We start from the raw sequence: 12,911 nt of genomic DNA, 5'->3' as shown, positions 1-12,911 counted from the left end.
TCTAACCCTCCGATGGCTCGCTGTTTGATTTTGGTAGGCCGGGCGCGAGCGTTTTCCGGGCTACATATTGGTCGAGGTCGACGGCGCCGCTGGTCGGCGGCGCAATGATCCACAGCACTTCGGCCACCGTATCGCCGACATTGATCGTCCGGTGGGGCGTCGAGGTCGAATATTCGATGCTATCGCCCTCTTCGAGGGTGAAGCTCTCCTCGCCGAGCGTCAGTTGCACGCGTCCGCGCAGCACGAGGAACATCTCGCTCGCGTTGCCGTGCGTGTAGGGCACGTCGCCGGTCGAGCCGCCGACGGCGAACTCGCCGCAATAGACTTCCATCTCGCGGATCGGCCGGCGCGACAGCAGCGTCTTGCGGTAGCCTTCGCTGGTCGGCAGCGCCGGCCGCTCGCTGCGTGTCAGCACCGCGTGCGGCGACACTTCGCATTCGTCGAAAAGATCGGCGAGGCTGATGCCGAGTGCATTGGCAATCAGCATCAGCGTGCTGGTGTTGGCGCCGGAAAGGCCGCGCTCGAGCTGGCTCAGGAAACTGGCGGTGGTGCCGATCATGTCGCCGAGCTGGCGCAGCGTCAGGCGCCGCGTCGTGCGATAGGCCTTGATCCGATCGCCCAATACCGTCGAGCGGCGGGCTTCGGCGCTGGTCGCGGCATTGTCGTTGAGTGCGTGATCCGCAGCGATTTTCATGGCGATCTCAGGGTTCACTTAACATGCTATTAAGTGGGGCGTCCTGGCAAGCGGATTCGCCTGGTCACCTGAAAATCATCGATGGACCTGCAGAGGGGCATGATCGGCCGACCGGCAACCCGGTTCAGCTCGATCACTGGATCATGAAGCGCGAACTGAATGGCAGGCTTGCCGCGCCGACGGCCTTCGGGCTGATGGTGACGCGCGCCGGCAGCGCTTCGATGCCGGGGAATTCCCGGCCGATGTCGTCGCACAAGGCCTCGGCAATCTTTTGCGGCGCATAGCTGGACAGGACGACCGTCCTGAACTCGACAAACTGGGTCAGCGCGGAGATCGACGCTTTCAAGCGGTCGGAACACTCGCCCAGCCATGCGCTGTAGGCCTCGCCCAGATCGGGCCACTCAGGGCTGCTGCTCCAGATGATTTCGGACGGGCGCCCGCGCATGGCCAATTCGCTCTCCAGGCGCATCAGGCCGTGATCGAAGCTGGCGCTGGAGTTTCCCTTGTAGATCTGGTGGTTGAGGATGAGCCTGCTCTGCAGCCGTGCTCCGAGATAGAAGAACAGATAATCGTTGAGCGGCTTTGCGACTCCGAACATGCTCTCGCCGCCGGCCGCAGCGGTGATGTCGTTCTGCACGAAAACCGGCAGCTTGATCTGTTCCTCGATTTCAGCCTGCAAGGCCTTGAGCGAGGTGCTCGATCCGTTGCGGGTTGCAGCCATCGTGTCGACATCGTCGGGAACCGCCAGGCCGATGCCGGCAACCCGGCTGCGCGCCTCGACCGGCAGGCTGGTCATGGCTTGCCCGATCGCGCCGAACAGATCGCTGCTTTGCGGAAACGGATTGGCTTCATCAGCCGGTAACTGCGTGTGGAAGCGCACCGTGCCGATAAAGTCGATAAGCGCGATGTCGATCCTGCGCCGGCTGAAGCCGACGCCAACCGCATAGGCGCCCTCCGGGTTGAGCGAAAGCGGGATCGTCGGCGGCCCGACGCGGCCGCGCTGCGCCTCGCCCTGCGAGACCAGGCCCTCCTGCTCGAGCGAGCGAACGATGACCGAAGCCGTCTGCGCCGACAGGCCGGTCTTCTCGCCGATTTCCATCCGCGAAATGCCTTCGTTCTGAAGCAGCAGGGATAGCACCAGCCGCTCGTTGTAGCTGCGGACGCTCAATGCATTCAGCCCGCTCGCACGATCGGCGATGCGCAAGGGATTGGGTGGTGCGAATCTCATGTCAGGCAAAGGTCGCCCCGTCGGTAAGAGCGCGTTGCCTGGCGGCGGTATGGTTGCTCATGTCGAGCGGCTCCAGCCGATGGCATCGACCGCGCGGGCGAGCGCGGCGCCCAGCAATCTGTGCGCCTCGGCATCGATGTGAAAGCCGTCCGCCTCGCTGCACGACACCACCGAGCCGGCATCGAAAAAGTGCAGTTCGAGCGAGTCCGCCAGAACCTCGAACTCGAGCGCGAGCAGGCGCGATTTCTCCGGCGCACCGGCGAAGATGGACTTCCATTCCTTGACGTCGTCCTGCATCGGCGGCGGCGCCACGATCATGATTTCGGGCGTGGTGCCGCCCGGACCGGGCGCCAGCTCCTTGATGTCGTAGACGAGGCAGCCGATCCCCATCGCCACTTCCGACGGCGGCTTGTTGAAGCGGATCTTGAGATCGTTGGTGCCGAGCATGATGATGACGAGGTCGAGCGTCGCATGGCTCTGCAGGCAAGGACGAAGATAGGTTCGGCCGTTCTTGTGGGCGCCCTCGATCGGGTCGTCGTGGACGGTGGTGCGGCCGCTCAATCCCTCCTCGATGACATACCAGTCAGGGCCCAGCTGAGAACGCAATATGCCCGGCCAGCGTTCACCCGGACCATAGCGCTCGAGCGGCCCCCTGCCGGGGATCTGGCCGTGCGTGTTGGAGTCGCCGTAGCACAAGACTGATCGCATGTTTTTCCCGCCGGGACAGACTGCGCGCCGAAGCCGGCGAGCGCCATTCATGATGGATAGTGGAGCGGCGAAAGGCAAGCAAGGGAATAGTCATTCAACCTGACTAACTATTGACAGGGCGAATCCGCTGTGCTTCTAAAGTGCCCGGAGGAGTTCTCGACCGTCATCATCGTCCAGCAGAAGTTGGGCTTCGACACGCATGTGTTCGGGGGCGGGAGAATTGCGCGCATCGGTCGGTTTGTGACGGGGGCATGCATTGGGAGAGCGTCTCGTGGCCATACGAATTTGTAGGCCGGAGCAACCACAAGGAGGAGTGTTCAATGTTAGGATTGCTGAAAACCGTCGGCCTGGGGATGCTCGTTGCGTCCACGCTTGCCGTGACGTCCCTGGCGCATGCGCAAGACGTCAAGCTGATGGACGGCGTGGCGCCGCGCCCCGACGACACGCGCATGACCGCCGCCGGTGCGTTCAAGAAGGACCCGCCTTGGGTCATCGGCATGAGCGACTTCGGTGTCAACGCAAACACCTGGACGGTGCAGGTGGCGCATGAGGCGGAGAACGCCGCGGCCAAGGACAAGCGCATCTCGAAATTCATCCTGCTCGATGCCGGCTTCGACCAGAAGAAGCAGGTGGCCGATATCGAGGACCTGATCGCACAGCATGTCGACGCCATCATCGTTCAACCGGTGACCAGCACGTCGGCCAATGCCAGCATCGCCAAGGCGGTCGCCGCCGGCATCCCGGTCATCCTTCACACAGGGCGTATCGATTCCGACGCCTACACCACCGAAATCCAGGGCGGTGCCGAGCACTTCGGCAAGGTCATGGGCGACTGGCTGGTGAAGACCGTCGGCGACAACGGCAAGATCTGGGTCCTGCGTGGCCTGGCCGGTCATCCGGAAGACACCAACCGCTACAACGGCCTCCTGGAATCGCTCAAGGGCACGCATGTGCAGATCATTGCCGAGGAGCATGGCGACTGGCAGTACGACAAGGCCAAGAAACTGTGCGAGACGCTCTATCTGAACAATCCGCAGGTCGACGGCATCTGGTCGTCCGGCGCCGACATGACCCGCGCCTGCGTCGATGTCTTCAAGCAGTTCGGCACACCCATTCCGCCGATTTCGGGCGAGGGCAACAATGGCTATTTCGGCCAGTGGATCACTGACGGATTCAAGTCGATCTCGCCCGAATACAGCCCCGCCCAGGGCGCTGCCGGCGTGCGCGCCGCCGTTGCCCTTCTGGAAGGCAAGCAACTCTACAAGCGCTACGTCTACAATCCCGACGGGTGGGACCAGGACAAGGCCAAAAAATACTATCGCGACGACCTGACCGCCAATGTCTGGTGGCCAAGTGAGCTGCCAGAAGACAAGCTCAAGGAATACTACGGCAAGAAGTGACGGTGCCGTGGCTGGCGGGGAGTGGACAAGCATTTCCCGCACGCCGTTCCATGTGCTGAATCCGTTTCGTTCGAGGGTTTCGTGACCAATCTTATCGAGATGTCCCACATTTCGAAGGCGTTCGGAGGGAGCAAGGCGCTCCATTCCGTTTGCCTCGATCTCAAGGCGGGCAGTGTCCACGCCTTGATGGGCGAGAACGGTGCCGGCAAATCAACGTTGATGAAGATCCTGGCGGGCGTGCATCAGCCCGATTCCGGCGAGATCTTCATGAACGGGGAAAAGCTCGATCTGAAGTCGCCGCGCGCCGCGCTCGATGCCGGCATTTCGACCGTTTTCCAGGAGCATTCGCTGCTGCCCAATCTGTCGATCGCCGAGAACATGTTTCTCGGCCGGGAGCCGACGACCCGGTTCGGCTCGATCGACTATCCCGCGATGAAAAGCCAGACCGCCAGGGCGCTTGGCGAACTCGGCCTCACGCTCGACCCGTCGCAACTCGTTTCCAACCTGACCATCGCCGAGCGGCAATTCGTCGAGATCGCGCATTGCATCCAGGCCGACGCCAGCGTGCTCATCCTCGATGAGCCGACGGCGGCGCTCAACGCAGCCGACGTCGATGTGCTCAACCGCAACATCCGCCGGCTGCGCGATAAGGGAAAGGCCATCGTCTACATCTCGCATCGCATGGAGGAGATCTTCGAGTTGTGCGACACGGTGACGGTGCTGAAGGACGGCGCACTGGTCGGCACAAGAATGGTGTCCGAGATCACCACCGACGAACTCATCGCCATGATGGTCGGACGCGAACTCCAGGACCTTTTTCCCGATCGTACTGATAACAAAGGCGACGAGATACTGCGCGTCGAGAACCTGAGGATCACCGAGACATCGCGGCCGCTGTCGCTGACATTGCACAAGGGCGAGATCGTCGCCCTGGCCGGCCTGGAGGGACAGGGCCAGCAGCGCTTCCTGAGATCGCTGATCGGCCGCTATCATCCCTTCGCCGGAACGATTTCCATCAACGGCAAAGCGCTGAAGATGCCGCTTTCGGCGTCGGCGGGCGTCCGCCATTTGCAGCAGCTGAAGGTCGGCTTCGTTCCCGAGGACCGCAAGGAAGAGGGGCTCTTCCTCGCTTTGCCGATCGCCCACAACATCGCCATCGGATTGCATTCGAGGCGATCCGAACTTGCGCCGGCGCGACCGTATCGAAACGTCATCGCCCGCATGATGGAGGTCATGAACATAAAGGCGGCGGGGCCGACCGCTCCGGTCGGTTCCCTGTCGGGCGGGAACCAGCAAAAGGTGCTGCTCGGCCGGTATCTGGCCGCCGATCTCGATCTTCTCTTGGTGGAAGAGCCGACGCGTGGCGTCGACATCGGCGCCAAGTCCGAGATCTACCATCTGCTGCGCGACTTCACCCGCAAGGGTGGCGCCGTGCTGGTGCTGTCGCGCGAGACGATTGAGCTGATCGGGCTCTGCGACCGCATCTACGTCGTCCATGACGACACGATCGTTGCCGAAATGCCGGCAGCGCAGGCGAGCGAACACAAGATCCTCGACGCGGCCCTGACGGGCGGCTCCACGCGCCAGCATTAGGGGCCTCCATGCATCGTTCGCTTTTCAACATCCTGAGTGGCCGGAACACGCGGCAAGGCCTGTGGGGCCTGCCACTGCTGGTCGCTTTGCTCATTTCGCTGTGGCTGACCGTCGAGACGACGCAGTTCGCGACGGCCGAAAACCTTTTCAACCTGGTTGCCCAGGCGATGCCGCTGATCATCGCGGCGATCGGACAACTCGTCGTCGTGCTCATCGGCGGGCTCGACCTGTCGGTTGGCTCGGTCATCAGCTTCACCACCGCGGTGCTGGCGCTCGACCAGCCGGCGATCGTGCTGATCCCGGCGGTCTTCGTGCTGGCGGCACTCATCGGGCTGATCAACGGCCTGGCGATCACCCGCTTCAACGTCCATCCGATCATCGCGACGCTGTCGACGCAGTACATCGTGCTCGGCATCACGCGCATCCTGCGGCCCGTCTCCGGCGGCACGGTGCCGGAGATCGTCATCGATGCCGTTTCGGGCAGTTTCCTCGGCATTCCCTATCCGGTTTTCTGGGGCATCATCGTGATCCTGGCAGCGTGGAAACTGCTCTACGGGTCCCGCTACGGGCTGCATCTGTTTGCGATCGGCGGCGGCATCGCTTCCGGCGCCGAGAGTGCTGCCCGCAATTTCGGCGTCTCCGACCGCCGCAACATCATCCTCGCCTATGTGATCTGTTCCTGTTTCGCGGCCGTTGCCGGTGTCTTCCTGGCCGGGCGCATCGTGTCGGGCGATCCGAATGTCGGGCTGCTTTTCGAACTCGATACCGTCACCGCCGTGGCGCTTGGAGGCACCCAGCTTTCCGGTGGCATAGGCAGCCTGCACGGCACCGTGATCGGCGCGCTGGTCATGGCGCTGCTGGCCAATGGCATGAACCTCGCCAACGTCTCGCCGTTCGTCCAGACCGCGATCAAGGGCGGCATCCTGCTGGCGGTGGTCGGGCTGCAATCCCGCAAGAAGATGGGGCTCTGAAAGATGGCTGCCGTTCTCGCAAATCCGATCGCCCGGCGCCTGCTGCGCATACCGCCGTCCTATTTTGTCTTCCTCGTGCTGCTGGCCACGCTGTGGATCGCACGGCCGAACATGCTCAACCTCAACATCATGGGTATCTTCGTCAGGCAGATCGTCCCGCTCGGCATCCTGGTTCTGGGGCAGCTCGTCGTCATGCGGGTGAAGTCGATCGACCTTTCCGGCGGCGGCATCATCCTGCTCATCAACTATTTCATTTCGTCGGGCACTTTCCCCGGCGCGTCGATGCCTTTCTTCGTCGTGCTGGCGCTCGCCACCGGCCTCGCCATCGGCCTGTTCAACGGCTTCATGATAGGGAGCCGGCGGGTGTCGGCGGTCATCGTCACGCTGGCGGTCAGCATCATCCTGGTCGGGCTGGTGCAGTTCCTGTCGAGCGGCAATCCGCCCGGCGATGTGCCGAAGCTGTTCAACGACTTCTACAACACGAAATTCCTGTCGGTTCCGACGCCGGTGCTGTTCTGGGTCCTGCTGACCGCTTTGGTGTGGCTGCTGCTGTCGCGGACCGTCTTTGGCCGCTACGTCGCCTCGGTCGGGGAGAATGCCGAAGCCGCGCATTTTTCCGGCGTGCCGGTCCAGCGCACGGTGATCCTTGCGCACACGCTCGCCGGCCTGATCGCGGCGATCGCGGCCCTGGTACAGACCGGTTCGATCGCCGTCGGCAGCGTCCGTGTCGGCCTCGACCTGCCGATCCTGGCGGTCGCGGCAACGATCCTCGGCGGCGTCGTCTTCGGTCGCGGCGACGGTGGCGTCTGGGGACCTTTCTTCGGGGCGTTGTGCTTTGCTCTGCTGTTCGTGGTGATGACGGTGCTCGGCATCGACGAGCCCGGCAAGCTCATCGCGCAGGGCGTCATCATCCTGGGTGCCGCGATCTTCTACGGAGTGCGGGTGCGAAACCCCTGACCTGAGACGGCGAAAAGCAAGCCGACCGGCGTTCGCCGGGACTGACAAATCCACGCGTTCAGACAATTGCAAACAGATGGAGAAACATGGATGTCACCGCCAAAAAACATCATGTGCTACGGCGACTCGCTGACCTGGGGCTGGGTTCCGGTCAAGGAGGGGTCGCCGACCTACCGCTACCCCTATGACCAGCGCTGGACCGGTGTGATGGCGGCGGCGCTGGGAGGGGGCTACCACATCATCGAGGAAGGCCTGAGCGCGCGCACGACCTGTCTCGACGACCCCAACGATCCGCGCCTGAACGGCGCCAATTACCTGCCCTCGGCCATCGCCAGCCATCTGCCGCTGGACCTGGTCATCGTCATGCTCGGCACCAACGACACCAAGTCCTATTTCCGCCGGACGCCTTATGAGATCGCCAATGGAATGGCGAAACTGGTCGGGCAGATCCTGACCAGTGCCGGCGGCATCGGCACCCCTTATCCGGCCCCCAAGGCGCTGGTCATTGCGCCGCCGCCGCTGACCCCGATGCCCGATCCATGGTTCGAGGGCATGTTCGGCGGCGGGCACGAAAAATCCAGGGACCTGGCCAGGCAGTACAAGGCGATGGCGGATTTCATGAAGATCGATTTCCTCAATGCCGGCGATTACCTCACCACGGACGGTGTCGACGGAATTCATTTCACCGCCGCAAACAACGCCGATCTGGGACGCGCCGTCGCCGACAAGGTCAAGTCGATCCTCGAGCCGGGCCAGGTCAGCACCGCCGCTTGAAGCCGCCACGCCCGTCGGCTTGCGGCACACAGGCCCACGGCGCAGGTGTGTCGCAGGTTCCTCCGGCGATGCACATCGATGCGGGGCCGAACGATGCGTTTGGCCCCGCGTTGATATGGCGCCCGGCACCGGCAGATGTGCGTCGATCTAGGGGCTTGGCCTCGGAACATCATCGGCCGATGCTTTGGTTTGACGATCGAAGACGACCGCCAGGCCGTTCTTGACGGCAAGTGAGGCGACCATGTCGTCGAGCTCGCGATCGGGAATGGCGGGTTTGAGGACCTGCCGGATGGCCCGATAGGCCTGCTCGGTCGACACATAGTCATAGCGCTTTTTACGCGCTTCCACATATTGCTCGATGAGAATGCCCAATCGGCGGGCGGCTATGTCATCTGGCTGCTGCAAGGGAGCCTCCTCAAGCGTCGATCGTTTGCAGACCCCTCGGATGTAAAAACCCACGCTGCGAAAGTTAAGGCCTGCGGCTGGTCCGAAGCCAAATAAATACGCTGTGGTCATCGACGATCCGCACGGCAGCCAAGCCAAGCGTCGGTCAAGGCCTTGGGCGAAATAGGGCGGCAGCGATCGGCTCCCAAGCGCGGAGCGATCCGCCCAGACGTGCATTCATAACAGCGCCGACAGAGCGGCCATGAAGTGGTCGTTTTCCGAAGTCGAGCCGATGCTGACACGCACATAGGTGTCAAAGCCCTGCTGCTTCCACGGTTTGACGATGACCCCTTGCCGCAGCAGGCCTTCGACGAAGACGGAGGCATCCTGCCGGCAGTTGAAGAACAGGAAATTGCCTCTGGAGGCGGCGACGTCGAGGCCCTTGCTTGCCAGGAAAGTCTCGACGCGTTTTCTCTCCGCCCTGGCCAGAGCTACGACCCTGGCGAGGTGTTCTTCATCGGCCAGCGCCGCGAATGCTGCGGCCTGGGCCATGCCGTTGGCGTTGAAAGGCGTGCGGACGCGGTCCAGCAGCGCGCGCAGCTCCGGGTCGCCGACGATGCCGAAGCCGATCCGCAATCCGGCCAGGCCGAACGCCTTGGAAAAGGTCCGAAGCACGATCCAGGGCCGGTCGAGCTTTCCCAGATAGGGCAGGGATGACGCATAGTCGTCGCCCTTGGCATATTCGGCATAGGCTTCGTCGATGACGATCAGCGTCTCGTCGCTCGTCGCATCCAGAACCCTCGACAGATCGCCGCCGGAGAGCCAGCTGCCGACCGGGTTCATCGGGTTCGAGAACAGCAGCATGCGCGGCCGTTCGCGCACCGCCTCGACCAGCGCATCGACATTGATGGTCAGATCGTCGTTGACGACAACGCGCTTGACGGTAGCGCCCATCAACGTCGTGTAGTCCTCATGCAGCGGAAACGACGGATAGAGCGTGACGACGGCGTCGCCCGGCCGCAACACGGCGCGGCTGATGACGGAGAGAAGATCTTCGGAACCGTTGCCGAGGATAATCTGGTCCTCGGCGACGGCATATTTGTCGCCGATCGCCTGGCGCAGCTTGCGCCCGGCAGGGTCCGGATAGAGGCGGAACATCTCGGAGCCGGCATGCATCGTCGCGGCGAGGGTCGGGCTGGGCCCGAGCGGGTTTTCGTTCGAGCCCAGTTTGGCGATTCTGGCCGGTGCGTATCGTTTCCGCACCTCGTCAATGGTCAGTCCGGAATTGTAGGGCGACAGGCGGTTGACTTCGGTGCGGACCATATCCGAGGCTTTCGACACGGGCTGGCTCCTCTGCGGTGGATTTCGTCATCCGTACCGCAGCTGAAATGCTTTGTATATGCTTGTATATGTAAGCTGACCTGATAGTCTCTACGCCGAAGCGGAAACCGACACCGACCAGGAGGATCACATGCGCAACGCTTCTCTCTTCGATCTCTCCGGCAGGAAGGCGCTTGTCACCGGCGCCAGCCGTGGCATCGGGCGCAGCATCGCCGAAGCGCTGAGCGCTGCCGGCGCCGACGTCGCGGTCACGGCGCGCAGCCTGGCCGCGCTGGAGCACACGACGGTCGCCATCCGCGCGGCCGGTGGGGTGGCGCATGCCATCGCTCTCGACGTCACCGATGTCGGCCGCTGCCGCGCAGCCACCAACGAGGCTGCCAGCCTGCTTGGTGGTCTCGACATTCTCGTCAACAATGCCGGGATGGAGGAGGTGCGGCCCTCGCTCGATGTCGACGAGGCGCTGTGGGACAGGATCGTCGACACGAATCTGAAGGGAGCGTTCTTCTGCGCCCAGGCCGCCGCGCGGCAGATGCGCGACGCCGGCCGTCCCGGCACCATCATCAACCTGTGCTCGCTGACGTCGGAAGTCGGCATTCCCACCGCGGTGCCGTATGGCTCGTCGAAGTCCGGCCTGCTCGGCATGACGCGGGCGCTTGCGGCCGAGTGGGCGGAGCTTGGCATAAGGGTCAACGCCATCGCGCCGGGCTATTTCAGGACGGCGATGACGGACGTTTTTTACAACAACGAGGCATGGCAGCACTCCATGCTGGCCAAGATCCCGCAGCGGCGTTTCGGTGATCTCTCCGACCTGCATGGCATCGCCGTGTTCCTCGCTTCGGATGCGGCGGCCTACATAACCGGCCAGTCCATTCCGGTCGATGGCGGCTTTCTCGCCTCGATCTGATGAGGCAGGTTTATCTCGGTAGTTTCGACGGGAAGGATGATGGAAAAATCGCTGGCGACCGTCACATAGACATGTATATACTTTTGCCCGAGTGAAGCCTCTCGACGGCTTTGATCCTTGTCCAGGGTCGACCTGTCGGCCCGCAGCATATGGCCGGCCTGCGCCAGCCGTCATTGCGTTCCAAGAGTTCCAGGAGAACGAGCAGCCATGTCCGACATCAGCTTCCACGATTTGTCATCCATCGATGCCGACCAGCGCGCCAGTCTGCTGAAGCGCGCCGAGGCCGATCTGACGGTCTTCGTCGAGAAGGTCCGGCCGATCATCCAGGCCGTCAAGGACGAAGGCGACGCCGCCTTGATCCGCTTCGCCAGGGAACTCGACAAGGCCAATGTCGCCGAGGGCGAGCTGCAGGTGTCGGAAGCCGAGTTCGACGCGGCGTTCGACAAGGTGGAAAAGGACGTCGTCGAGAGCATCCAGTTCGGCATCGACAACATCAGGCATTTCCATGAGGAGCAGAAGCCGGAAACGATGTGGCTCAAGGAAGTCCGGCCGGGCGCCTATGCCGGCGACCGGTACACGCCGATCGCTTCCGTTGCGCTCTACGTGCCGCGCGGCAAGGGTGCTTTCCCATCGGTGACGATGATGACGTCGGTGCCGGCGGTGATTGCCGGCGTGCCGCAGATCGCCATCGTGACGCCGCCGACATCGGATGGTTCGGTGGACGCGGCAACGTTGGTCGCCGCACGCCTCGCCGGCGTCGGAACCGTCTACAAATGCGGCGGCGCTCAGGCAGTTGCCGCCGTCGCCTACGGCACGGAGACGGTGAAGCCCGCGCTCAAGATCGTCGGCCCCGGCAGCCCCTGGGTGGTGGCGGCCAAGAGCGTGCTGTCGTCGGTCATCAACACAGGCCTTCCGGCCGGGCCGTCCGAAGCGATCATCTTTGCCGATGACAGCGTCGACGGCGGGCTTGCTGCGCTCGACCTGTTGATCGAAGCCGAACACGGGCCGGATTCTTCGGCCTATCTGGTGACGCACAGCCGCAAGGTCGCCGAAGCCGCATTGGCTGCAATCCCGGAGCACTGGTCGCGGATGACCGAGCAGCGTGTCGAGTTTTCACGCGCGGTGCTGACCGGCAAGCGCGGTGGCATCGTGCTGACCGCGTCGCTGGAAGACAGCTACCGCTTCATCAACGACTATGCGCCCGAACATCTCGAGATCCTGTCGAAGGAGCCGTTCGCGCATCTCGGGCGCATCACCGAGGCGGCTGAAATCCTGATGGGGCCGCACACGCCGGTGACGCTGGCCAATTTCGTGCTTGGACCCAATGCGGTGCTGCCGACCAGCCGTTGGGCGCGGACCTACGGGCCGCTTTCGGTGACGGATTTCGTCAAGCGCTCGTCGGTCGGCTATGTCACCTCGGTGGCCTATCCGGAACTCGCTCTGCACGCCCGCAGGCTCGCCCGCTACGAGGGCTTCAGCTCGCATGAGAACGCGGTCTCGGAGATCCGCGACCGCTATCTTGCCGGCTGAGCGGAACCGATCGAGATGAAGGCGGCACGACTTTACGGGCCCGGCGATCTGCGCGTCGAGGACATCGCGACGCCGGGCGCGCCGGATGCAGGCTGGGTGAAGCTCAGGGTCGATGCCGCCGGCATCTGCGGTTCGGACCTGCATAATTTCCGCACGGGACAGTGGATAAGCCGGTCGCCTTCGACGGCCGGCCATGAGCTGACCGGCACGGTGACCGCCACCGGCGCGGGCGTCGACGCCTTCGCTATCGGTGACAGGGTTGTCGCCGATTCCCGCTTCTGGTGCGGAGACTGCGCGCAATGCCAAGCCGGCAGGCGTCATCTCTGCGCGTCACTGGGCTTCGTCGGAGAGGTCTGCGACGGCGGTTTTGCCGAACAGGCGGTGCTGCCCGCACGGCTTTTGCATATCATCGATGCCGGGCTCGACG

At 63.3% G+C, this 12,911-nt stretch carries 13 protein-coding genes; 8 read left to right on the top strand and 5 right to left on the bottom strand.

What is annotated here, in order from left to right:
• Window position 1 precedes the first annotated feature (1 nt).
• From EN955_RS00905 to EN955_RS00895, 3 genes are all read right to left on the bottom strand, one after another.
• Window positions 2-694: an XRE family transcriptional regulator gene (locus tag EN955_RS00905; RefSeq protein ID WP_024503956.1), complete on the bottom strand. Its 693-nt coding sequence runs from the start codon at window positions 692-694 to the stop codon at window positions 2-4.
• Between the two features lie 133 nt (window positions 695-827).
• Complete coding sequence (locus tag EN955_RS00900; RefSeq protein ID WP_013530471.1) at window positions 828-1,922, bottom strand: ROK family transcriptional regulator; 1,095 nt, start codon at window positions 1,920-1,922, stop codon at window positions 828-830.
• A gap of 57 nt (window positions 1,923-1,979) precedes the next feature.
• Window positions 1,980-2,630: an SGNH/GDSL hydrolase family protein gene (locus tag EN955_RS00895; protein WP_024503955.1), complete on the bottom strand. Its 651-nt coding sequence runs from the start codon at window positions 2,628-2,630 to the stop codon at window positions 1,980-1,982.
• A gap of 320 nt (window positions 2,631-2,950) precedes the next feature.
• On the opposite strand from EN955_RS00895, the gene EN955_RS00890 reads away from it, so the two are divergent.
• The 5 genes from EN955_RS00890 (at window position 2,951) to EN955_RS00870 (ending at window position 8,325) form a co-directional block, all read left to right on the top strand.
• Window positions 2,951-4,030 (top strand): substrate-binding domain-containing protein, encoded by a 1,080-nt coding sequence (locus EN955_RS00890; protein WP_013530473.1) that lies wholly within the window; start codon window positions 2,951-2,953, stop codon window positions 4,028-4,030.
• Between the two features lie 81 nt (window positions 4,031-4,111).
• On the top strand, window positions 4,112-5,623 hold the full coding sequence (locus EN955_RS00885) for a sugar ABC transporter ATP-binding protein (RefSeq protein WP_024503954.1): 1,512 nt from the start codon (window positions 4,112-4,114) through the stop codon (window positions 5,621-5,623).
• Between the two features lie 8 nt (window positions 5,624-5,631).
• On the top strand, window positions 5,632-6,594 hold the full coding sequence (locus tag EN955_RS00880) for an ABC transporter permease (RefSeq protein WP_024503953.1): 963 nt from the start codon (window positions 5,632-5,634) through the stop codon (window positions 6,592-6,594).
• A 3-nt stretch (window positions 6,595-6,597) separates the two neighbouring features.
• A complete protein-coding gene (locus tag EN955_RS00875; RefSeq protein ID WP_024503952.1) occupies window positions 6,598-7,551 on the top strand; it encodes an ABC transporter permease in 954 nt (317 codons plus the stop codon).
• A 90-nt stretch (window positions 7,552-7,641) separates the two neighbouring features.
• On the top strand, window positions 7,642-8,325 hold the full coding sequence (locus tag EN955_RS00870; protein ID WP_013530477.1) for an SGNH/GDSL hydrolase family protein: 684 nt from the start codon (window positions 7,642-7,644) through the stop codon (window positions 8,323-8,325).
• A gap of 147 nt (window positions 8,326-8,472) precedes the next feature.
• Here the strand turns inward: EN955_RS00870 and EN955_RS00865 are convergent, their stop codons facing one another.
• Complete coding sequence (locus EN955_RS00865) at window positions 8,473-8,841, bottom strand: hypothetical protein (RefSeq protein ID WP_224620654.1); 369 nt, start codon at window positions 8,839-8,841, stop codon at window positions 8,473-8,475.
• 105 nt (window positions 8,842-8,946) lie between these two features.
• Window positions 8,947-10,050, bottom strand: a complete 1,104-nt coding sequence (locus tag EN955_RS00860; protein ID WP_024503951.1) for a histidinol-phosphate transaminase — start codon at window positions 10,048-10,050, stop codon at window positions 8,947-8,949.
• 130 nt (window positions 10,051-10,180) lie between these two features.
• On the opposite strand from EN955_RS00860, the gene EN955_RS00855 reads away from it, so the two are divergent.
• From EN955_RS00855 to EN955_RS00840, 3 genes are all read left to right on the top strand, one after another.
• Window positions 10,181-10,954 (top strand): 3-oxoacyl-ACP reductase family protein, encoded by a 774-nt coding sequence (locus tag EN955_RS00855; RefSeq protein ID WP_024503950.1) that lies wholly within the window; start codon window positions 10,181-10,183, stop codon window positions 10,952-10,954.
• Between the two features lie 207 nt (window positions 10,955-11,161).
• Entirely contained in the window at window positions 11,162-12,484 is a 1,323-nt protein-coding gene (hisD, locus tag EN955_RS00845) for a histidinol dehydrogenase (protein WP_024503949.1), read from the top strand.
• Window positions 12,485-12,499: 15 nt separating this feature from the next.
• A partial coding sequence (locus tag EN955_RS00840; RefSeq protein WP_164769867.1) for an alcohol dehydrogenase catalytic domain-containing protein occupies window positions 12,500-12,911 on the top strand: 412 nt, incomplete at its 3' end.

The sequence above is a fragment of the Mesorhizobium sp. M7A.F.Ca.CA.001.04.2.1 genome (assembly GCF_003998485.1).
Taxonomy (GTDB): Bacteria; Pseudomonadota; Alphaproteobacteria; order Rhizobiales; family Rhizobiaceae; genus Mesorhizobium; species Mesorhizobium ciceri.
The sequence above is the reverse complement of the archived record's forward strand: the minus strand, read 5'-3'. Positions and strand labels throughout refer to the sequence as shown.

Coding starts and splice junctions, on each gene's coding strand:
- EN955_RS00900 (WP_013530471.1), bottom strand. CDS start 1,922: ATGAGATTCGCACCACCCAATCCCTTGCGCATCGCCGATCGTGCGAGC.
- EN955_RS00895 (WP_024503955.1), bottom strand. CDS start 2,630: ATGCGATCAGTCTTGTGCTACGGCGACTCCAACACGCACGGCCAGATC.
- EN955_RS00890 (WP_013530473.1), top strand. CDS start 2,951: ATGTTAGGATTGCTGAAAACCGTCGGCCTGGGGATGCTCGTTGCGTCC.
- hisD (WP_024503949.1), top strand. CDS start 11,162: ATGTCCGACATCAGCTTCCACGATTTGTCATCCATCGATGCCGACCAG.
- EN955_RS00855 (WP_024503950.1), top strand. CDS start 10,181: ATGCGCAACGCTTCTCTCTTCGATCTCTCCGGCAGGAAGGCGCTTGTC.
- EN955_RS00865 (WP_224620654.1), bottom strand. CDS start 8,841: ATGACCACAGCGTATTTATTTGGCTTCGGACCAGCCGCAGGCCTTAAC.
- EN955_RS00870 (WP_013530477.1), top strand. CDS start 7,642: ATGTCACCGCCAAAAAACATCATGTGCTACGGCGACTCGCTGACCTGG.
- EN955_RS00905 (WP_024503956.1), bottom strand. CDS start 694: ATGAAAATCGCTGCGGATCACGCACTCAACGACAATGCCGCGACCAGC.
- EN955_RS00875 (WP_024503952.1), top strand. CDS start 6,598: ATGGCTGCCGTTCTCGCAAATCCGATCGCCCGGCGCCTGCTGCGCATA.
- EN955_RS00880 (WP_024503953.1), top strand. CDS start 5,632: ATGCATCGTTCGCTTTTCAACATCCTGAGTGGCCGGAACACGCGGCAA.